Source organism: Tenacibaculum sediminilitoris (genome assembly GCF_964513795.1).
GTDB lineage: Bacteria > Bacteroidota > Bacteroidia > Flavobacteriales > Flavobacteriaceae > Polaribacter > Polaribacter sediminilitoris.
Genome location: NZ_CAZEQR010000005.1, coordinates 55,795 through 81,035, shown reverse-complemented (window position 1 = coordinate 81,035; position 25,241 = coordinate 55,795). Strand labels below are relative to the sequence as shown.

The following is a 25,241-nucleotide window of genomic DNA, read 5'->3' as shown; positions in this document are numbered from 1 at the left end:
ACAGTACTCCTACCTTGAATACCATAGACTTTTTGTACCTGCTTATAGGTGTAGTTGCCTTTTTCTACCTCGGCTACTAAGGCTAATTTAAAGCCTAAATTGTAATCGCGTTGGGTGCGCTTAACCCGCTTGTTTACTCCTTTACTCATAATAAGTCGATTTTGTGTCAACTTATTTCAGGACGGGACATAGAAAATAGTTAAAAAAGCGCGTCATATGACGCGCTTTTTTTCGTTTAATTAATTCATTTAGCATAACTTTGCTGAAATTTTTTTTGGATGACTTTTTGGACTAAAATCGCAGGATTCTTATTGCGAAACCGTTACTTAGTTTTAATTACTATTGCAATAATTACAGGGCTTTTAGTCACTCAAATGAAATATATGCGCTTCTCCTATACAGAAGCCAACTTACTTCCAACCAATCATGAGGTTAATATTGAGTACAACAAGTTTTTAGAAATCTTTGGAGAAGAAGGTAATCTTATTATTCTAGGAGTAAAAGACTCTACGATATTTACACCTGCTAAATTTAATGCTTGGAATAAGCTTGTAAAAGATTTAGATAGTTTACCACAAGTAGATTTTACGGTTTCGATAGCTGATGTTCAACAATTAAAAGCTGATAGAAAAAATCGAAAATTTGTCGTTGAACCTTTATTCGAAGCAACTCCTTCTACAAAAAAAGAAATTGAAAATATAAAAAAACAACTTTTTGAAAAGCTCCCATTTTATAACAATTTGCTATATAATGATAAAGGAACTTTACAAACAGCTATTTATATTAATAAAGATATTGTAAACACTCCTATTCGTAAAGACTTTGTTTTTGATATATTAATACCAACTATAAAATCTTTTGAAAAAACACATAAAATAGATGTACGCGTTTCTGGCATGCCTTATATAAGAACTCTAAACTCTCAGAATATTACTGATGAAATGGGGATTTTTGTAATTGGTGCGCTACTTATAACTGCGATTATCTTTTTCTTCTTTTTTCGTTCATTTAGAGCCACATTTATTACTTTACTAGTCGTTACTATAGGGGTAACTTGGGCTTTTGGTTTTATGGGGCTGTTCCGTTATGAAATTACTGTGTTATCTGCTTTAATCCCACCTTTAATTATTGTAATTGGAGTGCCCAATGCGGTTTTCTTGATTAACAAATATCAACAGGAAGTAAAGAAACACGGAAACCAAGCAAAATCGTTACAACGAGTTATTTCTAAGGTTGGAAATGCTACATTAATGACCAACATTACCACTGCTTCTGGTTTTGCAACTTTTATATTTGTTAAAAGTAGATTAATGCGTGAATTTGGTGTTTTAGCTTCTGTGAACATCATTAGTATTTTTGTTTTAGCTTTATTAATTATTCCAATTATATATAGCTTTATGCCTCTTCCAGATAAAAAACATCTAAACCATTTAGAAAAAAGATGGATGGGTAATGTTGTTTCTTGGATGGAACGTATGGTAAAAAAGCAACGAATTGCCATTTATATAACTACTGTTTCTGTAATTATTTTAAGTATGATTGGGCTATATATGATTCGTGTATCAGGTAGCTTAATTGAAGATATGCCTAAAGGAAAACAGTTTTATAAAGATATTAAGTTTTTTGAGTATGAATTTGGAGGAATTATGCCTTTAGAGATTTTAATTGATACCAAGAGAGAAAAAGGTGTTATGAAACTTTCTACCTTGAAAAAAATGGAAAAACTCAATGAAGCTATTGAAACATTTCCTGAACTATCTAAACCTATTTCTATTACAAACTTAGTAAAATACTCTAAGCAAGCTTATTATAACGGAAATCCTAAATACTATCAACTACCAACAAGTCAAGAAAAAAGCTATATTTTTTCATATACCAAAAACTCCAGTAATAACTCTGGAATGCTAAAAAACTTTGTGGACAGCACAGGTCGTTATGCTCGAATCACTACTTTTATGAAGGATATTGGCACCGATAAAATGGACATTATCCAAGAGCGATTACAGGCTGTAATAAACAAGCAGTTTCCTAGCGATAAGTTTGATGTTTCACTAACAGGTAAGGCATTAGTTTTTCTAAAAGGAACCAATTATTTAATTAAAAACTTAGTTATTTCACTATCATTAGCGATTTTGCTTATTTCAATATTCATGGCATGGATGTTCCGTTCACCTCAAATGATATTAATTTCGCTAATTCCTAACATGCTCCCACTATTAATTACTGGAGGATTAATGGGATTCTTTGATATCCCTATAAAACCTTCAACTATTTTAGTGTTTAGTATAGCTTTTGGTATCTCGGTTGATGATACTATTCACTTCTTAGCAAAATACAGACAAGAACTATTAGCTAATAATTGGAAAATAAAACCTGCTGTTTACTCTGCTTTAAGAGAAACAGGAGTAAGTATGTTCTATACTTCTATAGTACTTTTCTTTGGGTTTTTAGTATTTACTGTTTCAAGTTTTGGCGGTACTATTGCTTTAGGAGGCTTAGTTTCTGTTACGTTATTATTAGCAATGGTTTCCAACTTACTTTTACTACCATCACTATTAATTTCATTTGAGAAAAAAATAGCCAATAAGAAAGTTTTAAGAGAAACAAAATTTAAAATATTACCCCCAAAAGAAGACAAATAATTCTACTTTTTTCTATCGAACTTAATAAGTAACAGCTCACTCTCTTATTCTTCAATCTCTTTATTGCTAATTAACAGCAAAAAAGTATCTTTGCTTGATTTTATTGAAGATATAAGAACATGAAAAGAAGTAGCGTTAAAGATTTATTACAATCTGACAGTTTTTTACAAGAAGTACACGTAAAGGGATGGGTAAGAACTTTTAGAAGCAATCGATTTATTGCTTTAAATGATGGTTCTACTATTAATAATATTCAGTGTGTCGTAGATTTTGAAAATACAGACGAAACTTTATTAAAAAGAATAAATACTGGAGCTGCTGTTAGCATCCAAGGTACTTTAGTAGAAAGTCAAGGTAAAGGACAAACAGTAGAAGTTCAAGTAAATAATTTAGAAATTTTAGGAGATTCAAATCCTGATGAATATCCCATTCAGCCTAAAAAACACAGTTTGGAATTCCTACGCGAAAATGCACATTTACGTGTAAGAACTAACACTTTTAGCGCTGTAATGCGTCTACGTTCTGCATTATCATTTGCAGTACATCAATATTTCCAACAAAATGGGTTTTACTATGTAAACACCCCTATTATAACGGGTTCTGACGCTGAAGGTGCTGGTGAAATGTTTAAAGTAACTCAATTTGAAGCAAACAAAGCTCCTGTAAATGAAGATGGTGAAATTGATTATTCTCAAGATTTTTTTGGAAAAGAAACCAACTTAACGGTTTCAGGTCAATTAGAAGCTGAAACTTATGCAATGGCTTTAGGTAAAGTATATACTTTTGGACCTACTTTTAGAGCTGAAAACTCAAACACAACACGTCATTTAGCAGAGTTTTGGATGATTGAACCTGAGGTTGCTTTTAATGATTTAGACGCAAACATGGACTTGTCTGAAGACTTTATTAAATATGTATTACAATATGTTTTAGACAACTGTCAAGACGATTTAAAATTTTTAGATAATAGATTGACTCAAGAAGAAAAAACAAAACCTCAAGCTGAAAGAAGCGACATGACACTTATTGAAAAATTACATTTTGTAGTTGACAATAACTTCAAACGTGTTTCTTATACTGAAGCTATTGAAATTTTACGTAACTCTAAGCCTAATAAAAAGAAAAAATTCCAATTCCCAATCAACGAATGGGGGGTAGATTTACAATCTGAGCATGAGCGCTATTTAGTTGAAAAACACTTTAAATGCCCTGTTATTTTATTTGACTATCCAGCAAATATTAAAGCTTTTTATATGCGTTTAAATGAAGATGGTAAAACCGTTCGTGCTATGGATGTTTTATTCCCTGGTATTGGTGAAATGGTAGGCGGGTCTCAAAGAGAAGAACGCCTGGATGTATTGAAAGAGAAAATGACGGAACTAAATATTCCTGAAGAAGAATTATGGTGGTATATAGATACTCGTAAATTTGGTACCGCAGTACACTCTGGTTTTGGTTTAGGCTTTGAACGCTTGGTGTTATTTGCTACTGGAATGAGCAATATCCGTGACGTAATTCCTTTTCCAAGAACTCCACAAAATGCTGAGTTTTAAGAAATCTATAAAAACTTATAAATATCAATCGTCATTTGTAAAAGAATGACGATTTTTTTTGTCCTATTTCATATCTTTGTAAATATGCTAAAACAAAGTTTACATCAAAAATTACTTCAAAAATTATCTCCACAACAAATTCAGTTGATGAAGTTAATTCAGTTGCCTACGCAAGCTTTTGAAGAACGCTTAAAACAAGAAATAGAAGAAAACCCTGCTTTAGACACAGGTAAAGAAGAACCTGAAAACTTTGAAGATACCTTAGCTAACGATGTTGATTATGACGATTCAGGCAATGAAAAGATTGATGCTGAAGATATAAATATTGACGAGTATTTAAGTGATGATGAATACCCGAGTTATAAAACACAAACTAACAATTACTCTTCAGATGACGAAGATAAACAAGTACCTTATGCTGCAGGCACTAGTTTTCATCAATCATTAAAAAATCAACTCAATACTTTTAGAATTAACGAAGAAGAGCGTGCTATTGCCGAATTTTTAGTAGGTAGTATTGATGATAGTGGATACATTCGTAGAAACATTATCGATTTAGTTGATGACTTAGCTTTTACCCAAAATGTTTTCACTACAGAAGAAAAGGTGCAAGATGTCTTAATTAACATAGTTCAAAGACTAGACCCTACTGGTGTAGGCGCTTTAAATCTTAAAGAGTGTTTAATAATTCAGTTGAAAGCAAAATCAGAAAATAAAATAAGAACATTGGCTATTAAAGTTCTTGAAGATGCCTTTGATCATTTTGTTAAAAAGCATTATAAGAAGCTACTTGAGAAGTATAACATTTCTGAAGAACAACTTAAAGATGTTATTAATGAAATAAGTAGATTAAACCCTAAACCAGGCAGCTCATATGCAGGAAATAATAAAATTGCAGAACAAATAGTACCTGATTTTTCTATTAAAATTATTGATGGAAATTTAGATTTAACTTTAAATGCCCGTAATGCTCCAGAACTTCATGTCTCTAGAGAGTACAACAACATGTTAAAGGGCTATCAAGACTCTAAAGAAAAAACAAAATCACAAAAAGATGCAGTACTGTTTATAAAACAGAAATTAGATGCTGCAAAATGGTTTATTGATGCCATAAAACAACGTCAACAAACACTTTTAGTAACTATGAGTGCAATTATGCATCGACAGTCAGCATACTTTTTAACTGGAGATGAACGTAAGCTTAAGCCTATGATTTTAAAAGATATTGCTGATGAGATTAATATGGATGTATCAACTGTTTCTCGTGTAGCTAGTAGTAAATATGTATCTACTCCTTATGGTACAAAACTTATTAAAGAATTCTTTTCTGAATCAATGAAAAACGACCAAGGAGAAGATGTTTCTACTAAGGAGATTAAAAAGATTTTAGAAACTGTAATTAAAGAAGAAGATAAACGTAAACCGCTCACTGATGAAAAACTATCTGAACTTTTAAAAGAAAAAGGATATCCAATTGCCAGAAGGACTGTTGCTAAATATCGTGAACAATTAGACATTCCAGTGGCTAGATTACGTAAAGAAATTTAATGCGTTGGCATAAGTTTATATCAACGATTTTACACCCTATTGTAATGCCAACAATAGGTATTATTTTGTATTTTATACTTTCTCCTGTAAACTTATACAAACAACAACAATATAAAATACTAGCAATAGTATTTATAGCAACTTATCTTATACCTCTACTTTTATTAGTTTTTTTAAAATCTATTGGATACATAAAATCCTTTCGAGTACATAGTATTGATGAGCGGAAGTTTCCCATTTTTTTTATGATGATTTTATTTATGATTTTAGGAAAAATGTTTGCAAGTATGAGTATTTTTAGAGATTTAAGTTATTTATTTTATGGTACCGTCTTTGGCTTGGGATTTATTTATATGCTTTTCCCTTTTAAAATTAAAGGAAGTCTACACCTTTTATCAATGGGTGTTGCTGTAGGGTACTTTTTATTATTTCAACAAATACAATCTGTTAATATTATTCCTGTTAGCATCGTTTTTATTTTTTTATCAGGCCTACTAGCAAGCTCTAGATTGCATTTAAAAGCTCACACTTATAGAGAAGTGTATATTGGTTTTTTTGTTGGTGTATTTAGCCCTTTTATAGCTTTTTGTGTTTTATAATAAGTAAAAGCTCAAACCAAGTTTAACTATTTTACTATTTATTGGTTTGTTATTAACTTCCACTCCTTTAAACATTGGAGACAGTCCATAATACACATGAAAATTAAATGTGCTATAGCCTGCTGATAAGGTTAAACCTGTTTGCCACGCATTATATTTTTCAACATTAGAAAAACTTACCTTTCCTGAAGGTAAATTATATCGAAAGCTATTGCTTAGATTATATGTAATCTTAAGTCCTGCATAAAAGCGCCAAAATGAATACGTATTAGCATCTGACGATCTCCATCTAAACTGTATGGGCATTTCAATATTATGCAATTTAATTTTATTGGATGTGATGTCAGGGTCTATTTCATATTCTTTTACATCTCCCTCCACTACTTTTAAACCGTGGCTAAACGAGTCATAATTATATCCTAGCCCTAGAGCAAAAGCTGTTCTACCTTTCTTGTTAAAAGGAATATCCTTCATATAACCAGCAGATAACCCATAAGAGAAGCCTGTTTTACCTACTTTATCTGGTTGATCTTGTAGTAAATTATACGTAATATCTATGTATAATTGATCTTCCCAATAGGTATCTCCTAACTGCAAAGAATCTTTTTGACTAAATACACTTAAAACTAAAAAGAGTGCTAATAAACTTAAGACTTGTTTCATAATAATTATCTAACGTTTAATATACTTTTTTTATACAAAAAAAGAGCAATCAAATGATTGCTCTTTTTTTTATTTAAAAGTAATTACTTTTTTATTGCACTTCCTTTATGCGTAGATAAACTTAACTTAAGAGCATTAACATCTCTTAATTTTTCACGAATATCGGCTAATGTTCCTACACTCGATTCTTTATCTGCTTTGATAGAAGTTGTCATAAAAGGTACTTCTGCTTCAGAAACATTATCTCTTTCAAGATAAATAAACGAAGGTACATCATCTGGTGTTGCAATCTTATCGTTTAACTGTATTCTGTTGTATCCTGTACCGTACTTAGCATCTTTTGCTTTACCAACATAAATTGTGCTCACCAAACTTTTACGTTCTAACTTTTTTACTTCACTTGCGCTTGGTAAACGAGGAGAATCTATTAATAAGTCTGTTTCTCTCATAGTAGTTGTTACCATGAAAAAGAATAATAACATAAAAACAATATCTGGTAAAGATGCCGTAGATAAAGCTGGCATTCCTTTTTTCTTCTTTCTAAACTTAGACATATTCTATTGTTTTACTAATTATTGAACATTTGTTGGGTCTGTATCAGATATAATTTGAGGGTAGCTCGATTTTATATCTTCAACTTTATTTCTTAATGACTCATCTTTTCTTGCTCCATCGTTAAAAGCTTGTTCTAACTCAGTAAAACTCATACCATATTTCTCTTGGCATAATCTGTTACGTAGTTCTGTGTAAGCTCTTAACAACTCATTTTGAACAGCAACATAAGTACCATACTCAGTACCTCTATCACTTTCTACTGAAATAACTGCTTTATTTGGATGATCTGATGATTCTGGGTCTTTATCTCCCTTACAGTAATCACAAGCAGCTCCAGCTTCTTTTCCTGGCATTGGGTTACCAATACCTCCACCATTATCAATAAATTTCATTGCAGCATCTTTTAAGTTTTTCAACTCCATTGGTTCATCTTCAACTAAAAGTTGATTGTTACGGTTAATGCTTACTTGAAAAATATTCTTTTCTTTAACAATTGGTGGTGGAACATCTGTTTTTTCAGCTAACTTTTTTGGGATACCTGAATCCACATCCATTGTTGTTGTTACAAGGAAAAAGATAAGTAGCAAGAAGGCAATATCTGCCATCGAACCTGCGTTAATTTCTGGGTTTTCTCTTCTTGCCATAATACTCTATGATTTAACTAATCCTTTTAATAAATCCCACACGAAGAAACCTCCTGCGATCACTATTAATATAATACTTAACCAAATACCTGTTCCGGTATTTTTAGAAACGCTACTTCCTGCAGCTGCAATTACTTTTTCGTTAGCATCTATAACCTGTCCATCTCCTGAAAGGATATATGATATTACTAACAAAACACCTATTGCTAATAAACCTAGCAAAGATTTTTTTAATGCCGCTGGATTTTTAAATAAGCTAAAAAGCGATGCTAAAACCGTTACTGCTACAGTTAACCCTAACAAAACTAATGAATAGGTAACTAATGGTGAAACAGCGTCTGACATTGCAGCTGGATCCTCTGTATCTGCTCCCATAGTCATAACAAACAAGACTATACCAACAAGAGAAAGTAAGGCTACAATGATTGTAATTAATCTATTGTTATTCATCCTTCAATTATTTTTTATACTTAGCTAATAAGTCGATTAAAGAGATAGATGCATCTTCCATGTTGTTAACGATGCTATCTACTTTAGAAATAATGTAGTTATAAAAAATCTGTAAGATAATTGCTACTACTAAACCAAATACTGTAGTTAAAAGTGCTACTTTAATACCACCTGCTACTACCGCTGGAGAAATATCATTTGCTACTGCGATTGCATCGAATGCTCCAATCATACCAATTACAGTTCCCATGAATCCTAACATCGGTGCTAAAGCGATAAATAATGAAATCCAAGAAATATTTTTCTCTAATAACCCCATTTGTACACCACCATATCCTACAACAGCTTTTTCAGCAGCGTCTAATCCTTCATCTGCTCTTTCTAATCCTTGATAAAAAATAGAAGCAACAGGACCTTTTGTATTTCTACAAACTTCTTTAGCAGCTTCTACACCACCTGAACTTAAAGCCTCATCTACACTTGATACTAATTTTTTAGTATTAGTTGTAGCCATATTTAAATAAATAATTCTTTCAATTGCTATAGCTAAACCTAATATTAAAGCTACCAATACAATTCCCATAAAACCAGGACCTCCTTCAATAAAATATCTTTTTAAGATTTGGTGGAAAGTTTCTGATCCTTCTGCCGCTGCCGCGTCTTGAGCATAAGTTGACTGAATAGCTCCTAAAAACATAAATCCTGCAATAGTTAGGATATTTACTACTTTTTTCATTTTGTTATAATTAATTTTAAATAGTTAACGGGTTAAAAATACAAATTTTACTACTAAAAACTTAATTTTTTAAAAATTAAGTAATCTTTACATTTGCACTTACTACGCTTTTTAATTTTACAGAGTGGCAAGTAACAAAAAAATGTTGGTACATTAAAAAAAAACTCTAGTATTTCTTATTAACAACACTTATTTTAACTCTTTACTCTAGGATTTCAAGCAGTTGTGGGGGTAAATTTAACGATTTATTTTCAATTTAAGTCATTTCTCCTCTAAGTGGAGTTTCAAAATAATGCATAAATTCTTCTTTTGAAAGCTTTTCACCAAGTAAATACATCATTTTTGCTACTGCTGTTTCAGTCGTAATATCTCTACCATCAACAATTCCAATACGTTTTAATTCCGAACTTGTTTCATAATGCCCTAAAATTACGCTTCCTCCTTTACATTGGGTTACATTAACTATGTAAATTCCTTTTTTTACTGATTTCTCTAACAAATCAATAAACCATTTTTCAGTTGGTGCGTTACCCGATCCGTAAGTTTCTAAAATAATCCCCTTTAAATCTGGAATATTCATGAAGTTTCTAACTACAGATTCGGTGATACCTGGAAACAGCTTTAAAATAGCTACGTGATTATCTAAATTCTTTCTTACAACTAAATCACTTTTATCTTCTTTAGGCTTTAACAGTAATGGATAGTTGAAGTTTAAATGCACACCACTTTCTGCCAATGGAGGATAGTTCATAGAAGCAAAAGCTTCAAATTGTTCTGCGTTTATTTTTGTTGTTCTGTTGGCTCTATACAACTTATATTCAAAATACAATCCTACTTCTTGTATTATTGGCTTCCCTTTTTCATAGGCTGATGCCACTTGTATCGATGTAATTAAATTTTCTTTAGCATCTGTACGTAAATCTCCAATAGGCAATTGTGAACCTGTGAAAATCACAGGTTTTTGTAAGTTTTCAAACATAAAACTGATTGCTGAAGATGTGTAAGACATGGTATCTGAACCTGTTAATACGACAAAACCGTCAAATTTATCGTAATTATCAGAAATTATTTTTACGATTTGCGTATAATAGTCAACATTCATGTTTGATGAATCAATAGGTTCATCAAATGAAACAGTGTCTATTTCACAATTTAACTGTTGTAATTCTGGTATTTTACTAGAAATTTGGCTAAAGTCAAAAGCCTTTAGCGCACCAGTATTATAGTCTTTAACCATACCTATAGTTCCTCCTGTATAGACTATTAAAATTTTAGGTTGATTTGTCATTTTGACATTTTTTTATACCGTTATTAATTTGGAATAATTTATGTTGTAAATTTAGCCAACAAAAATGATACAAATTTTAAAACTATAATAGATTATGATAGGATTTTATATTCTAATTGGTATTATATCGTTATTCAGCTGGTTAGTAAGTAATACTTTACAACGTAAGTTTAAAAAATACTCTCAAGTTCACTTACGAAATGGAATGAGTGGTGCTGAAATTGCTCAAAAGATGTTAGCAGATCATGGTATTTCTAATGTTCAGGTAATTTCTACTTCTGGTAGATTAACCGACCATTACAATCCACAAAACAAAACTGTAAACTTGAGTGAAGCTGTATACAATCAACGAAATGCCGCCGCTGCTGCAGTTGCTGCTCACGAGGTTGGGCATGCTGTACAACATGCCAAAGCATACCAATATTTACAAATGCGATCTAAACTAGTACCTATGGTTAGTATTACCTCTCGTTTTTCTCAATGGATGGTAATTGGTGGTATTGCTTTTGGTGCTGCTTCTGGAAGTACTGGTATTGGTTTTTACATCGCATTAGCTGGTTTAGCTTTTATGGCTTTAGGTACCATTTTTAGTTTTATAACCTTACCAGTTGAGTATGATGCGAGTAACAGAGCTTTAGCTTGGCTAGAAAACAAAAACATGGTAACTCGTGAAGAACTAGCCGGATCTAAAGATGCTTTAAAATGGGCTGCAAGAACTTATTTAGTTGCTGCTTTGGGTTCTTTAGCAATGCTATTATATTGGGCCTTACAAATTTTAGGAAATAGAGATTAAACTTTTTAAGTCTAACAATTAAAAAAGCCGTTTTGATTGAATCAAAACGGCTTTTTTAATATTTTTCTCGGCAAAAACTAGTCATTGAGTTTCAATACTGCCATAAATGCTTGTTGTGGAATTTCTACATTACCAACTTGACGCATACGTTTTTTACCTTTCTTTTGCTTTTCTAACAACTTACGTTTACGAGAAATATCTCCTCCATAACATTTTGCAGTTACATCTTTACGTAAGGCTTTTACTGTTTCACGTGCAATAATTTTTGCTCCAATAGCTGCCTGAATTGGAATATCGAATTGTTGACGCGGAATTAGCTCTTTTAACTTCTCACAAATACGTTTTCCTATTGAATAAGCATTGTCAGCATGTAATAATGCAGAAAGCGCATCAACTGGCTGCCCATTTAATAACATATCTACACGAACTAACTTCGATTTTTGCATTCCTATTGGATGGTAATCGAACGACGCATATCCTTTAGATACTGTTTTTAATCTATCGTAAAAATCAAAAACAATTTCCGCCAATGGCATATCAAAAATTAACTCCACTCGCTCTGGAGTTAAATAGGTTTGATTTACAATTTGTCCACGTTTTTCAATACAGAGTGACATTACTTGACCAACAAAATCAGCTTTTGTAATTATTGAAGCTTTAATAAATGGCTCTTCTACTCTATCTAATTTAGATGGGTCTGGTAAATCTGTTGGATTATTAACGATGATAATTTCATCTCGGTTTTTATGTGTAAATGCGTGGTAACTTACGTTAGGAACGGTGGTAATTACCGTCATATTAAACTCACGCTCTAAACGTTCTTGAATAATTTCCATGTGTAACATTCCTAAGAATCCACATCGGAAACCAAAACCAAGTGCTGCCGAGCTTTCTGGTTGAAATACTAACGAAGCATCGTTTAACTGAAGCTTTTCCATAGAAGCACGTAATTCTTCATAATCTTCAGTATCTACAGGGTAAATTCCTGCAAATACCATTGGTTTTACATCTTCAAACCCTTCTATTCTTTCGGCTGTTGGGTTTGCAAAATCTGTAATCGTATCACCTACTTTCACTTCTTTTGCTGCTTTAATTCCAGTAATTAAATAACCAACATCTCCTGTTTTTATTTCTTGCTTTACAACCTGGCTTAGTTTTAGTGTTCCTACTTCATCAGCGCCATATTGTTTTCCTGTTGCCATGAATTTTATTTGCTGATTCTTTTTAATAGATCCATCAATTACTCTAAAGTAGGTTTCAATTCCACGATATGAATTATATACCGAGTCAAAAATTAAAGCCTTCAATGGTGCATCAGGATTACCTTTTGGAGCTGAGATTTTCTTTATAATAGCTTCTAAAATATTATCAACACCAAAACCTGTTTTTCCACTAGCGTGAATTACATCTTCTGGTTCACATCCTAATAAATCAACAATATCATCTGTTACCTCTTCTGGATTTGCTGAAGGTAAATCTACTTTATTTAATACTGGAATAATTTCCAAGTCGTTTTCTAAAGCCAAGTATAAGTTAGAAATTGTTTGCGCTTGAATACTTTGTGCCGCATCTACAATTAATAATGCTCCTTCACATGCTGCAATAGAACGAGAAACTTCATAAGAAAAATCTACGTGACCTGGAGTATCTATTAAGTTTAGAATATAATTCTCTCCTTCATAAACATAATCCATTTGGATAGCATGCGATTTAATGGTAATACCTCGTTCACGCTCCAAATCCATATTGTCTAACAACTGGTTTTGCTTTTCACGCTCGGTAACCGATCCTGTGAAATCTAACAATCTATCGGCAAGAGTACTCTTACCATGATCAATATGTGCAATAATGCAAAAGTTTCTTATGTTCTTCATACGTCGTATTCTAACTACTTGTAATTTGCAAAGATACTTTATTTGCAGGCTACTACAAACAAAATACATAGCGAAAATTAAACACCTTTTTTATCTTATTTAACTAAGTATACCACCACATATACCTAATCCGATTATCAGGTACAAAACAGCTAGTATGTAAAATATTTTTGAGGCTGTTTTACTTTTTTTTCTGATAGCTGCGCCAATAACAGCTAATAATACGGGTGGACCAAACATAATTAAACCTATAATTACGAATAAACCTGAAAGGTCACCAACTTCTAAAAATATCATATCCTTTTTCTTATATTTCTTTTCTTAACTCTTCTAAATATTCTTTTTTATCATCTCTATAAAACAAATTCATTGTTTCAAAAGGAATAATTTTATTGTCTTTGTTTACTATATGTACGCATGATTTTTTTACCGCTCGTACATCAAAATTATAAGCATCAATAAACTGCATGATTATAACTCTAAATAAATTATCGTACCCTAACTCTGGTGCATCAATATTCGGCAAACAGCACATTATAGATTTTAAGCTTTCTTCTGCAACTTCAACAGAATTCCCTGTACTGAATAGCTCTATCATTTTTCCATGCAATGCTTCATCTTGCTCATAAATAATGGTGTTTTTACTATTATCTAACAAATCATTAGGATTAATATATCTAGTTAACGGAAACACTTCTCCTCCCAATTTAAGAGCATATCCCATTACCAATGCATCAGGATTACAAGGTACTGGAATTAAATCATCAGCATTGAAAGCGTCAGTTTGTTCCATTATTTTTCTTCTGACTTCAGTAAGTGTCATTCTATCAGTTTCAGGATTAAAACTTTCTAACCTTCCTGCTATTTGTGTTGGTTGAAAAGTAACTCCTCTCACACATTTTTGCTGCAAGGCATAATCGATAATTTTCCCTATTTCGTGATCATTTAATCCTTTTTGAAGAGTAACCACTAAAGTTGTTGATAGATTTAACTTATTCAAGTTGTCAAGTGCTTGCTTGCGGATACTATTCAAATCTGCTCCTCTCAACTCTCTTAGCACACTATCCTCAAAGGAATCAAACTGTAAGTAAATTTCAAAATCTGGCGTATATGTTTTCAATCGTTCGGCAAAAGCAATGTCTTTAGCTATTTTTATTCCGTTAGTATTTAACATTAAATGACGGATAGGAAGTGACTTTGCATAGTCTAAAATCTCCCAAAATTGTGGATGTATCGTTGGCTCTCCTCCACTGATTTGTACCACATCAGGTTCTTTTTCATTTTTCACCACAGCATCCAACATTGCTTTTACTTCTTCTAATGTTCGATGGCGCCCATAAGTAGGTGATGAACCTGCATAACAAGTAGGGCAAGTTAAGTTACATCTATCGGTAACCTCAACAACGGTTAAACATGAATGTTGTTCATGATCTGGACATAAACCACAATCGTAAGGACATCCATAATCTGTTTTTGTATTAAACGTATAGGGCATCTCACTGGGTTTGTTATAATTTCTGATGTTTTTATAATATTCAATATCATCTGCTATTAACACTTTTGATTTCCCATGTTCTCTACAACGTTTAAGCATATAGACCTTATCATCTTCAAAAACAATTTTAGCATCTACTCTTTTTAAACATTCAGGGCACAAGCTCAATGTAAAATCATAGTAGTTATATTTTCTTTCTGGCATTTTTTATTTTTAGAATTATAAATTTCGTGTAATATACATAACAAACTATACATAGTATTTGAATAGTACTTAAACCAAGTATAAAGAAAGTATTTGGTTTTAAAAACTCTATAAAAAAACGAAAACCAAAATAAGTCAACATAAAAAACTTAAAAAGTTCTCCTGATTGTATAACGTATTCCTTTTGTAGGTATCTTAAGCTTATGAATAGCATTATTAAAAACACCAACTCATACAAGGCTATTGGATGTCTTAAAACGCCATCCCCTAAATCCATTCCTAAAAAGAATTCAGTTTCTACTCCGTAGGTAAACTCATTTACTCCTGAAAGAAAACATCCTATTCTCCCTATAAAAATTCCTACAATTATCGGAAGCACAAACAAATCGCCAGATGACTTTGTTTCTCCAATTATTCTTTTTGCTAATTCAACACCTAACAAACCACCAAATAAACCTCCCATGATTGTTTTAATATTTAAAATTTGAATTATGTTTTCTGTAGAAAAAGTAACTAAAGGGTTTTCTAACACTCCCACTAGTCGGGAACCAATTAAAGCTCCAGCCGCAGCTCCTAAAATAATTGACAATCTATTATTAGAAGAAATATAATCTTCTCTTTTCTTACGTAAGAAAACATAATAACGAAAGGCTAAAAAGAATGCTAAATATTCTAAAACAAGATGAATATTAATCGTATAACCTAATAAAATAGGTTCAAAAGGTAGTTCCAATAAAAAAGTTTGTGAGTTAAAAAGCGAAATATACGTAATTACTCAAAAAAAAGTAACTTTGCAGCATGGTAAAAATAGGTAACATAGAACTTCCTGATTTTCCGCTGTTATTAGCGCCAATGGAAGATGTGAGTGATCCACCGTTTAGAGCTTTATGTAAAGAGAATGGTGCTGATGTAGTGTATACTGAATTTATTTCTTCGGAAGGATTAATTCGTGACGCAGCAAAAAGTGTTATGAAGCTAGATATTTACGAAAAAGAACGCCCTGTGGGTATTCAAATTTTTGGTGCCAATCTAGACTCTATGCTACGTTCGGTAGAGATTGTTGAAAAAACAAATCCGGATATTATCGATATCAATTTTGGCTGCCCGGTAAAAAAAGTAGTTTCTAAAGGGGCTGGGGCTGGAATTTTAAAAGATATTGACTTAATGGTTTCTCTTACTGAGGCCATGGTTAAACACACTAACTTACCTATTACTGTAAAAACTCGTTTGGGTTGGGACCATGATTCTATTCGAATTATTGAAGTTGCTGAACGTTTGCAAGATGTGGGATGTAAAGCTATCTCTATTCATGGTCGTACACGTGCTCAAATGTATAAAGGTAATGCTGACTGGGCTCCTATTGCTGAAGTGAAAAATAATCCTAGAATGTATATTCCTGTCTTTGGAAATGGTGATGTTGATTCTCCTGAAAAAGCCATAGAAATGCGTGACAAATACGGGCTAGATGGTTGTATGATTGGTCGTGCTTCTATTGGGTATCCTTGGTTTTTTAATGAAGTAAAACATTATTTTAAAACTGGTGAACATTTATCTAAACCAACAATTTCTGAACGTGTTGATATGGCTCGTCGTCATTTAGAAATGGCTATTGACTGGAAAGGAGAACATTTAGGCGTTGTAGAAACAAGAAGACACTATACAAACTATTTTAAGGGAATTCCACATTTTAAAGAACACAGAATGAAAATGGTTACTTCTGATGATCCTAAAGATGTTTTTGCCGCTTTTGACGAGGTACAAGCTAAATTTGGTAATGCAACTATTCCTGAAATAGGATAGATGATAGGTTAACGTTTTATCGTTCAATAAAACTTTTTGAAATTCTAGAACTTGCAATCTTTGCTGCTAAATACCCTAAAGCTGAAATTGTAATAACTACCACTAATAAGTTTAACCACTTAAACTCTACTGGGTATGCTAGGTTTTGTGTAATCATTAGCAACTCAAAACGTTGTTGTATGATTACTAGAATTACACCTAAAATAATTCCTATCCCCATTCCTACAAGTGTTAATAAAAACCCTTGTAGTACAAATATCTTTTTTATATCGTCTATACTACTTCCTAAGTTAAAAAGGGTTTTTAGGTTTTGACGTTTATCGATAATCATCATAATGATTGATCCTATCACATTAAACAAAGCAATAGCTACAATTAATGTAAAGATTAAATACGAAATAAAGTTTTCAGTATTAATTACCTTATAATACAACGTATTTAACTGCGCACGGGTTTGCACTTTTAATTCGTCTCCTAAAACATTTTGTAAATTCTCTTGAAATGCATCAAGATCCACGTCTTTTTTTAAGCGAAGCTCAACTCCTGTAATTTGGTTATCGTTATATCCTAACAGTTCTTGAGCAAGTGAAGTTTCAGTAAACACATATTTGTTCTGAAATTCTTCCGACCCTGTATATACGCCTACTATTTGTGTTGAAACAGATCGAAAAGCATTATTAGCATTAATAAACCCTTTTCCTGGCTTAGGTACTAAAATTTGAAGCGCTTCTCCAAAATTAAAAATCCCTAATGATAATTTATACGATATCCCATACCCTACTACTGCTGTATTCTTATATTCTTCGTCAATCCAAGTTCCTGCTGTCAGCAAAGAATCTGTCGGAATAATTTTTGAATAATTAGAGTCTACTCCTTTAATTTGAGCTATGTGCTCTTTGTTTTTATATTTTAAAAACACACGCTCTTCTACTACTTTTGAGGCAGCTTCTATCTCTTTATTTTGCTGTAAAATACTATCTATTTTTTGAGAATACAGAAAAGTTTTTCCCTTAGATGCGGTAATTTTTATATCTGGATCAGAAGCATTAAGTAATGAATCACTAAACGTTTTTAATCCTGAAAAACCAGATAATACAACAAACAAAGCCAAGGTACCAACTACAACACCAAAAACAGCAATTGCTGTGATTATATTAATTGCATTAGTACTTGCTTTTGAAAACAAGTATCTCTTAGCTATGTATAAAGAAAAGTTCAAGCATTAATAAATTTAGCTAGCCAAAGTAACAAAAATTATTAACGTTTTTGACGACGAGGCAAAACATCTGGATTTTTTATAGGGTCTACGTCTTTACCTTTTAAAGACTTATCAATATCTTCTATATAATCCAAACTATCATCTCCAAAGAACAACAATTCTGGCATTCTTCGTAATTGATTTCTTGTTCGTTGTGCTAATTCATGGCGAATTAAAGGTGTATTAGATTTTACTCCTTCAATAATTTCATCTCTTTTTCCAGAAGGGAATACACTTAAGTATACTTTTGCCACTCCCAGGTCGGCAGTAACAGAAACTTTAGAAACCGATATAATCACTCCTTTCATTCCATCTTGAGCAGCACGTTGTAAAACGTCTACCAAATCTTGTTGCAATACTCCTGCAATTTTTCGTTGTCTGTTTGTTTCTTCCATGCTGCAAATTTAAGCATAAAATTACGGAGTGTAAATTTTATTTTTTATGGCATACATAACTAAGCCTACCCTGTTTCTTACATTTAATTTTGTAAACAAGCTATCTCGATATCCATCAATAGTTTTTGGGCTTAAAAACATTTTTTCTGCAATCTCTTTGTATGTTAGTTCCGAGCACGCTAACTTCATAAAAGTTATTTCATTCTCTTTAAACGCAATATTATTTCTTGAATTTTTTCCCGACACTAAGTCTAACAATAACGTAGTAACATTTTTAGTATGATAAAATCCATTATCCATCATTTCTAACAATGCTTTCTCTAAGATTTCTTTTTTTGTGTCTTTTAGTAAGTAGCCTACAGCACCTGCTTTTAGCATTTTTAAAATAGTAACATCAGCATCTTCTACAGACAATGCCATTACATGAACTTTAGGATAGTTACTCACTATCCATTCTGTAGTTTCAATACCATTCATCACTGGCATATTTACATCTACTAAAACTAAATCGGGTATATTTTTAGGAGAGGTCAAAAACTTCTCTTCTACTTCTTTACCATTCTTACACGTGTAAAGCACCTTGAATTTATCAAAGGTATTTACCATACCTTCTATAGCTTGTGATAACAGCGTATGATCGTCTACGACAACTACCGAGTATTTCATAATTTGAGTAAGTTTGATTAGCATAGTTGTTAGAATAATAACTATGATACTTTAAATGTAATAATTTATTATTAAACTCGTTCCTTTTTGGGCTTCTGATGTAAATTTTGTTTCTGCATTAATTAGTTTTGCTCTGGCTTTTATGTTATGCAGTCCTATACCTTTTAATCTAACTCTTTCCATATCAAAACCAACCCCATTATCTTGCGCTTTAACCTGTATAGAGTCTTCTTTATAGGTTAAAAAAACTTCCAATTTAGACGCTTTAGAATGCTTTATAGTGTTAGAAAAAAATTCTTGAAGAATTCTAAAAATAACAATTCCATGTTTTTGATTTACCTCTTGCTCTTCTCCTGTAATTGTTAATTTAGCATCAATATAATTTAGCCTATTAAAACGTTCTATTTCTAGATTTAATGCTTCTTTTAATTTTATATTATTGATAAAATCTGGATTAATTATTTTTGACAATGCTCTTACCTCCGTTAAGCTTTTTGCTATAATTTCAGAAACTTCTTCCAAGTTTTCTAACGAAGCATGCTGCAATTGTATTTTTGCTAAAGTTAGGAGTTGCCCTATATTATCGTGCAACTCCCAACTTATATTACGTAAAGTTTCTTCTCTAATTTCAATCTGAGTCTCAGCAATTTCACGTTCGTACCTTTTTTTATTCTTTGCTCGCTCCAACAACAGTTTGTTTTTTCGTTGTTGAAAAACAGTAAATAATATTACTAGAAAAACAACTATAAGTACAATCAATACTGTACTAACTATTAATGTTTCATTTCCTTGTTGCTCCATAATAAGCCAATGATTATAAATAAATTCATTAAAATAATCAAAACACTTAAAATCGAAAACAACCCTCTAGTATTTATATAATTAAGTAATGAAAAAAAAGGGATAGAAGGTAAATAAAATACTAAAAACCCCACAGAAACCCAAAACGGCAAAAGCCTTTTATAATTAAGTATTTTATCTGAAAGTAAAAGCTCTCTAAGATACAACAAAACAACAACTGCTACATTTACTGATCCTAAAATTACCAATCTAGAAAAACAGTCTTTATCAAAAAAAACAGTTACCCAAAGCAAAAAAGCTGTTATAATCAAGATCTTTGGCAAAACCAACCATTTTTTATCATTTATCAAGCTTGAGTACATAAAAAAGATTATTGAATACTCAATTAATGAATATAAATGATGAATAATAAAGGTAGGCTTTTCTTCTTCCATTAAAAGAAAACAATATATTTCTACTGAAGCAGTTATTACAAGAAACACTGACAATAAAGTAAGAAATACAGTTCTATTCTTTCGTACAAAAATCAAACTGATTAATGCAGAAAGAAATTGAAAAAAGATACCCAAAGTGAATAGTGAAATCATTCTTTTGTTTTTAATGATATGGAGGAGCCAAAGTTGCGTGATTTCCTGCTCCACTTAATAATTCATCATCTAAAGAAGTTGCAAACATAAATCCTGCTTTATTTTCTTTCAACACTTTCATTCTGTAATTATAATCGTCCCTCTTCCCTCTTTTAAACTCTTCTTTTGTATTGTAAATCCATTTATAGCCATGTTTAGCTAGCATCTCTTCAAATGTTACTAACTTTCCTTGCTTTGCAGATTGCACAGGATCAAAAGCTATTTGCTCTCCATCAATAGTAGTGGTAGGAATGTAAATTAAGCTACTATAACTTTTCCCAGTGTTTTTGTAATTTTCTTTAGCTGTAGAGATAAAACTAATCCCTGTTATTTTAACGTTTGCCTTTTTACTCAAGTTTTCTACATGTCCTAAGTACTTTTTAAACTGCACAAAATCAAATGTATTGGCACGTGTATCTTCATAACCTAAGGCCTCCTCCATAGGAGCAATTCTTGTCTTGTCATAACTTGACAACATGTTAATAATCTCCTTATAATTTAGCATTTCCTTTGTTCTACCTTCATCTGAATAACAAAATGTACCCTCAGAAACTTGTGAACGCCAATCATTACAGTCACATTTACTTTGCTGTATTTGATCACATGAAACGGCTAAACTCATCACTAGAGTTAACAATATTAATTTAAGTTGGTTAGTGTTTTTCATTATAAAATTGATTTTTTAATTTCCTAAATATAATGGCTTATTTATTAATAAAAAAAACAGAATTATAGACAAAAAACTTAAGCCCCCAACCTTCAAGCCCTTAACAATAAAACATAATTTTACAAATAGTGAAAAACCCCTAAAGCCTATAGCGATTCCCCTAAAGAATTTTAAAGACTTATACTCTTGTTTTGCTATACAAAAAAAAGGTTAGCATAGTACCAATCTCTAGGTTTCGTCAAATTGTTCATAGCATTTCAAATATAATAATGAAAATTTTATTTCCTAGAATATACAGAAGAAAAAAAACCTTTAAAACCTAGGGTTATTACATTTTTTTTACAGTTGTACTCCTCGAAACTAAACTCTTAATTTCATACAATTTTGTCGTTAGTTATTTAGAAATACTAGGCGAACACCGAAAAGCCTCATAATAAACAGAGTAGGTACACAAAATAAAAAATATGCCAAATTTAGTTCCAGAATTAAACAGTTTAGATTTCAACGTATATGTTGGAGGGCCTTTACAAGCAGCAATACAAGCACAAACAGCAGCTTCAATGGCAACTGTAAATTTTATTAAAGAAGTAGGTTTTGAAAAAGACAATGACCCTGCTACACCAGATGAATTACGTTATGTAGATTTCAATTATAAAAAATCTGTTCCTAACCCACATCTTGGAAAAACACCTCAACAATTAACTGATGAAGGGTTACCATCAAGTACTGATGTAAGTAGTAATTTTATTGAAAGTGAAATTGAAATTAAAGTTCCTTTTTTAACCATGCTTACCATTCCATCAATTCGTATTGATGAAGTGAACATTGACTTTAATGCACGTTTGAGTTCTACTGAAACAAGAAATGTATCTTCTGAGTTTGCAGCTAGTGCAGAATTAGGAATCAATTACAAAATCGTAAACTTTAAAGCATCTGCTTCTTATAAGAGAAATACATCTCAAGGCGTTAAGGTAGACAAAACGTATAACCTTGGTGTGAAAGTTCGCGCTGTAAACGACGAATTACCTGAAGGGTTAAGTAGAATCTTAAATATGCTAGAAGACAGTATTGCTGCTGTAGCTTAACATTCATAACGAGGTTGTACCGTACCAAACCGTACAACCTCTTTTTAAAACTTTTTATTATGGTAAATTTAAATGAATACTTGGGTGGAATTGCCACCAGCGTTGCAGAAGCACGTTTAATGTCAGATTTAAAATCTTTAGAAATTGCTGAAAAATTTGCACGTCATGAACTCTTAAAACATTTTTCTATTCCCCGTTTTAAGGCACAAAATATAGAACTCACCATTCCTGTAGCTATTGGAGAATTGGAAGAGTCTTATGAAACAGATTATGAACCTATTAATAATGTTGCTTTCAATTCGCAAGCCTATTCAGTTTTAAAAGATGCTTCAAAAATTACTTCTTTTGATAGAAAAACATCTACCACGCTTCGTTCAATAATAGCACAAAGAACAGATGAGCTTGAGAAAAACATAAAAGCAACTGGAGAAATAGACTCTTTATTATCAAGGTTTTCGCAACAATTGTCTGAGCAATTTATCTCAGTTTCTAATGAAAAAGTAAGTTACAACACATTAGTTAAAAAACTTAACTCAGAGTTAAGGCCATATATTAAAAGTAGGCAAATAACACAAAAAAACACAAAGGTTATTGTAGAAGCACACAAGTTAAATCAGATTAAGCCTGAAAATATCGTTCAGATTAAAATGACCTTGCATGAAGAAGGTATGGAATGGTACACTTCAGAAAATGAAGACGGTGTAAAAGAAACCAAATTATTACCAGAATAGTCATGAGAAAATCAATTACAAAAACAACCAGTCAACTCAAAACTCAATTGAATGGAATACATGAATTGGTAAATCAAATTGAGAAAAAACACACACAAAGTATTCAAAACATTCGTAATTGGTTATTGGCTACAGAAGAGGTGTTAAAAGCCCTTAACTTACCAGAGTCATCAAAGTTTGCAGTAAAAAGAGCCACGCTAAGTTCATTCATTCCAAATAGCAGAAATAGGAAAAAGGAATTTTTACAATTGGGTGCATCTACATTAACAGATGCTCAACACGATTTATGGGAGGTTTACACTCCGTACGCTACTATTTTAGATAATTCAACAACTTTAATAGAACAACTTTTAACAGTTATTTATCAAACCAAACAATTCAAATATGACACCAATGAAGATTTTACCAAATTCTTAGAACAACTTTGGAGTTTTTGTTGCAATCATGAGCAACTGAAAGGAGTTAGTTCACAAATACTTTCAATGATAAACCAATCAGACGTACTTATTATTATGGCCGAAAAAATAGCAATAGAAAGTTTGTAGATAATTCACTATATTTTTTACTTTTACCCTATGAACAAAATTGAACATATTGGTATAGCCGTTAAAGATCTAGAAAAATCTAATTCGTTATTTGCTTCTCTTTTCGGAAAAGAGCATTACAAAATTGAAGAAGTTGCTAGCGAAGGTGTAAAAACTTCGTTTTTTAAATCAGGTCCTAATAAAATTGAATTATTAGAAGCTACAAACCCTGATAGCCCAATAGCTAAATTTATAGAAAAAAAAGGAGAAGGAATTCACCATATTGCTTTTGCTGTTGATAACATAAAAGAAGAAATTAAGCGTTTACAAAATGAAGGTTTTACTGTTTTAAATGAAACTCCTAAAAAAGGAGCCGATAATAAACTAGTAGCCTTTTTACATCCTAAAACCACCAATAGCATACTTATAGAGTTATGTCAAGAGGTAGAAGAATAGGAACATTTTAAAAATTAAATATTTGTATCTTGCAACTCCTTAAAATCAGTATTTACGAATGACAACCTCTTTTGATTCTTTTCAAAAACGCCGATTACAATCTTCTTATGTATCAGTAGTAGTTAGTATTGCACTCGTACTTTTTATGATTGGTGTTTTAGGCCTAGTTTTGTTAAAATCTACAAAAGTTGCGAATCATTTTAAGGAAAAAGTAGTTATGACGCTTTTCTTAGAAAATGAAGTTGCTGATAAGAATATTAAAAGTCTTAAAGAAGCAATTAAAAAAGAAGTGTTTGTTAACAAAGTAGTTTACATTTCTAAAGAAGATGCAGCCAAAGAATATAAAAAAGATTTAGGTGAAGATTTTTTACAGTTCCTAGGAGACAATCCTTTGAAAAATGGAATAGACATTTATCTAAAAGCTGATTATGTGACTCCTGAAAAAATGAGTGAACTTGAAGAATCTTATACTAAAAATAAATTTATTGCTGAAGTAAGTTACGACAAACCTTTAGTTAAGCTACTTACCAAAAACATTCAGCGTATTAGCTTTTGGTTATTGGTGTTAAGTGGTTTTTTCGGATTGGTTGCTATTATTTTAATTAATAGTTCTATTCGGTTATCAATTTACTCAAAACGATTCAATATAAAAACCATGCAAATGGTGGGTGCCACCAAAAGCTTTATTCGTAAACCTTTTATTTGGCAGAGTATTAAACTAGGATTACTAGGAGCTTTTATAGCTATAAGTGGATTGGGTATTTTAATTTATTATGTTGATAAATACATTCCTACATTAGAACTCCTAACAGATTATGCTGCTTTAGGATATGTAGCCGGAGGAATTATATTGATTGCTTTTTTTATTACATGGATTAGCACCTTCTTTGCTACACAACGATTCTTAAATTTACAAACCAACGATTTGTATTACTAAAATATTTATGAAAAAAGATAATTCATCAAAACAAGAATTTCTATTCGGTAAGCGAAATTATATTATCATGCTAATTGGTATTGCTGTGATTGCCTTAGGATTTATTTTAATGGCAGGGGGTGGTAGCGACGACCCTAACGTATTCAACCCTGATATATATGGTTGGCGTAGAATTCGTTTAGCTCCTGCCTTAGTAATTATCGGATTAGGTATTGAAATTTATGCTATTTTTGCCAATCCTAAAAAATAAG

Annotated in this window: 27 protein-coding genes and 1 pseudogene; 12 read left to right on the top strand and 16 right to left on the bottom strand. The window is 31.7% G+C overall.

What is annotated here, in order from left to right; genetic code table 11:
• Nucleotides 1-149: pseudogene (locus tag ACKTSW_RS02510) on the bottom strand (IS3 family transposase); the annotation flags it as partial.
• Between the two features lie 129 nt (nt 150-278).
• On the opposite strand from ACKTSW_RS02510, the gene ACKTSW_RS02505 reads away from it, so the two are divergent.
• From ACKTSW_RS02505 to ACKTSW_RS02490, 4 genes are all read left to right on the top strand, one after another.
• Entirely contained in the window at nt 279-2,642 is a 2,364-nt protein-coding gene (locus tag ACKTSW_RS02505) for an efflux RND transporter permease subunit (RefSeq protein WP_408023698.1), read from the top strand.
• A gap of 119 nt (nt 2,643-2,761) precedes the next feature.
• The gene (gene asnS, locus ACKTSW_RS02500) at nt 2,762-4,195 is read left to right on the top strand and encodes an asparagine--tRNA ligase (protein ID WP_408023697.1); all 1,434 of its coding nucleotides are present in this window, start codon (nt 2,762-2,764) and stop codon (nt 4,193-4,195) included.
• An 84-nt stretch (nt 4,196-4,279) separates the two neighbouring features.
• Complete coding sequence (rpoN, locus tag ACKTSW_RS02495) at nt 4,280-5,743, top strand: RNA polymerase factor sigma-54 (protein WP_408023696.1); 1,464 nt, start codon at nt 4,280-4,282, stop codon at nt 5,741-5,743.
• Between the two features lie 245 nt (nt 5,744-5,988).
• Nucleotides 5,989-6,342 carry a hypothetical protein gene (locus ACKTSW_RS02490; protein ID WP_408023695.1) on the top strand — a complete coding sequence of 118 codons (354 nt, stop codon included), beginning with the start codon at nt 5,989-5,991 and terminating at the stop codon, nt 6,340-6,342.
• Here the strand turns inward: ACKTSW_RS02490 and ACKTSW_RS02485 are convergent.
• The 6 genes from ACKTSW_RS02485 to ACKTSW_RS02460 all read right to left on the bottom strand — a co-directional run bounded on the left by ACKTSW_RS02485 (nt 6,337) and on the right by ACKTSW_RS02460 (nt 10,678).
• The gene (locus ACKTSW_RS02485) at nt 6,337-7,005 is read right to left on the bottom strand and encodes a porin family protein (RefSeq protein WP_408023694.1); all 669 of its coding nucleotides are present in this window, start codon (nt 7,003-7,005) and stop codon (nt 6,337-6,339) included. The two genes, ACKTSW_RS02490 and ACKTSW_RS02485, sit on opposite strands and share 6 nt — an antisense overlap.
• A gap of 83 nt (nt 7,006-7,088) precedes the next feature.
• Nucleotides 7,089-7,559 (bottom strand): ExbD/TolR family protein, encoded by a 471-nt coding sequence (locus ACKTSW_RS02480; protein WP_408023693.1) that lies wholly within the window; start codon nt 7,557-7,559, stop codon nt 7,089-7,091.
• Between the two features lie 18 nt (nt 7,560-7,577).
• On the bottom strand, nt 7,578-8,204 hold the full coding sequence (locus ACKTSW_RS02475) for an ExbD/TolR family protein (protein ID WP_408023692.1): 627 nt from the start codon (nt 8,202-8,204) through the stop codon (nt 7,578-7,580).
• 6 nt (nt 8,205-8,210) lie between these two features.
• Nucleotides 8,211-8,654 (bottom strand): hypothetical protein, encoded by a 444-nt coding sequence (locus tag ACKTSW_RS02470; RefSeq protein WP_408023691.1) that lies wholly within the window; start codon nt 8,652-8,654, stop codon nt 8,211-8,213.
• Between the two features lie 7 nt (nt 8,655-8,661).
• A complete protein-coding gene (locus ACKTSW_RS02465; RefSeq protein ID WP_408023690.1) occupies nt 8,662-9,390 on the bottom strand; it encodes a MotA/TolQ/ExbB proton channel family protein in 729 nt (242 codons plus the stop codon).
• Nucleotides 9,391-9,646: 256 nt separating this feature from the next.
• Complete coding sequence (locus ACKTSW_RS02460; RefSeq protein WP_408023689.1) at nt 9,647-10,678, bottom strand: asparaginase; 1,032 nt, start codon at nt 10,676-10,678, stop codon at nt 9,647-9,649.
• A gap of 94 nt (nt 10,679-10,772) precedes the next feature.
• On the opposite strand from ACKTSW_RS02460, the gene ACKTSW_RS02455 reads away from it, so the two are divergent.
• A complete protein-coding gene (locus ACKTSW_RS02455; protein ID WP_408023688.1) occupies nt 10,773-11,471 on the top strand; it encodes a zinc metallopeptidase in 699 nt (232 codons plus the stop codon).
• A 77-nt stretch (nt 11,472-11,548) separates the two neighbouring features.
• Here ACKTSW_RS02455 and lepA read toward each other — a convergent pair whose 3' ends face one another.
• The 3 genes from lepA to ACKTSW_RS02440 all read right to left on the bottom strand — a co-directional run bounded on the left by lepA (nt 11,549) and on the right by ACKTSW_RS02440 (nt 15,777).
• Nucleotides 11,549-13,345, bottom strand: a complete 1,797-nt coding sequence (lepA, locus tag ACKTSW_RS02450; RefSeq protein ID WP_408023687.1) for a translation elongation factor 4 — start codon at nt 13,343-13,345, stop codon at nt 11,549-11,551.
• 307 nt (nt 13,346-13,652) lie between these two features.
• A complete protein-coding gene (locus ACKTSW_RS02445) occupies nt 13,653-15,044 on the bottom strand; it encodes a radical SAM protein (RefSeq protein ID WP_408023686.1) in 1,392 nt (463 codons plus the stop codon).
• Nucleotides 15,025-15,777, bottom strand: coding sequence for a prolipoprotein diacylglyceryl transferase (locus tag ACKTSW_RS02440; protein ID WP_408023685.1), 753 nt, complete (start codon nt 15,775-15,777; stop codon nt 15,025-15,027). Before ACKTSW_RS02440 ends, ACKTSW_RS02445 begins: the two co-directional genes overlap by 20 nt.
• A gap of 65 nt (nt 15,778-15,842) precedes the next feature.
• On the opposite strand from ACKTSW_RS02440, the gene dusB reads away from it, so the two are divergent.
• On the top strand, nt 15,843-16,844 hold the full coding sequence (gene dusB / locus ACKTSW_RS02435) for a tRNA dihydrouridine synthase DusB (protein ID WP_408023684.1): 1,002 nt from the start codon (nt 15,843-15,845) through the stop codon (nt 16,842-16,844).
• A gap of 16 nt (nt 16,845-16,860) precedes the next feature.
• Here the strand turns inward: dusB and ACKTSW_RS02430 are convergent, their stop codons facing one another.
• The 6 genes from ACKTSW_RS02430 to ACKTSW_RS02405 are packed head-to-tail and all read right to left on the bottom strand — an operon-like array spanning nt 16,861 to nt 21,257.
• Nucleotides 16,861-18,063 (bottom strand): ABC transporter permease, encoded by a 1,203-nt coding sequence (locus ACKTSW_RS02430; RefSeq protein WP_408023683.1) that lies wholly within the window; start codon nt 18,061-18,063, stop codon nt 16,861-16,863.
• A 38-nt stretch (nt 18,064-18,101) separates the two neighbouring features.
• A complete protein-coding gene (gene rbfA, locus ACKTSW_RS02425) occupies nt 18,102-18,497 on the bottom strand; it encodes a 30S ribosome-binding factor RbfA (RefSeq protein ID WP_408023682.1) in 396 nt (131 codons plus the stop codon).
• 21 nt (nt 18,498-18,518) lie between these two features.
• On the bottom strand, nt 18,519-19,163 hold the full coding sequence (locus ACKTSW_RS02420) for a response regulator transcription factor (protein ID WP_408023681.1): 645 nt from the start codon (nt 19,161-19,163) through the stop codon (nt 18,519-18,521).
• A 51-nt stretch (nt 19,164-19,214) separates the two neighbouring features.
• Entirely contained in the window at nt 19,215-19,964 is a 750-nt protein-coding gene (locus ACKTSW_RS02415) for a sensor histidine kinase (protein WP_408023680.1), read from the bottom strand.
• On the bottom strand, nt 19,937-20,551 hold the full coding sequence (locus ACKTSW_RS02410; RefSeq protein ID WP_408023679.1) for a hypothetical protein: 615 nt from the start codon (nt 20,549-20,551) through the stop codon (nt 19,937-19,939). The genes ACKTSW_RS02415 and ACKTSW_RS02410 overlap by 28 nt, the downstream gene beginning before the upstream one ends.
• Nucleotides 20,552-20,561: 10 nt before the next feature.
• Complete coding sequence (locus ACKTSW_RS02405) at nt 20,562-21,257, bottom strand: hypothetical protein (RefSeq protein ID WP_408023678.1); 696 nt, start codon at nt 21,255-21,257, stop codon at nt 20,562-20,564.
• Between the two features lie 464 nt (nt 21,258-21,721).
• On the opposite strand from ACKTSW_RS02405, the gene ACKTSW_RS02400 reads away from it, so the two are divergent.
• Genes ACKTSW_RS02400 through ACKTSW_RS02375 form a run of 6 tightly spaced genes read left to right on the top strand, consistent with a single transcriptional unit; the run spans nt 21,722 to nt 25,240 of the window.
• Nucleotides 21,722-22,342 carry a DUF2589 domain-containing protein gene (locus tag ACKTSW_RS02400; protein ID WP_099215714.1) on the top strand — a complete coding sequence of 207 codons (621 nt, stop codon included), beginning with the start codon at nt 21,722-21,724 and terminating at the stop codon, nt 22,340-22,342.
• A gap of 59 nt (nt 22,343-22,401) precedes the next feature.
• Complete coding sequence (locus ACKTSW_RS02395; RefSeq protein WP_408023677.1) at nt 22,402-23,073, top strand: hypothetical protein; 672 nt, start codon at nt 22,402-22,404, stop codon at nt 23,071-23,073.
• Nucleotides 23,074-23,075: 2 nt separating this feature from the next.
• Complete coding sequence (locus ACKTSW_RS02390; protein WP_408023676.1) at nt 23,076-23,618, top strand: hypothetical protein; 543 nt, start codon at nt 23,076-23,078, stop codon at nt 23,616-23,618.
• 30 nt (nt 23,619-23,648) lie between these two features.
• Nucleotides 23,649-24,053, top strand: a complete 405-nt coding sequence (mce, locus tag ACKTSW_RS02385) for a methylmalonyl-CoA epimerase (RefSeq protein ID WP_408023675.1) — start codon at nt 23,649-23,651, stop codon at nt 24,051-24,053.
• Between the two features lie 58 nt (nt 24,054-24,111).
• Entirely contained in the window at nt 24,112-24,990 is an 879-nt protein-coding gene (locus tag ACKTSW_RS02380; protein WP_408023674.1) for a cell division protein FtsX, read from the top strand.
• Nucleotides 24,991-24,997: 7 nt separating this feature from the next.
• Nucleotides 24,998-25,240, top strand: coding sequence for a DUF3098 domain-containing protein (locus tag ACKTSW_RS02375; protein WP_408023673.1), 243 nt, complete (start codon nt 24,998-25,000; stop codon nt 25,238-25,240).
• Nucleotide 25,241: the final 1 nt, after the last annotated feature.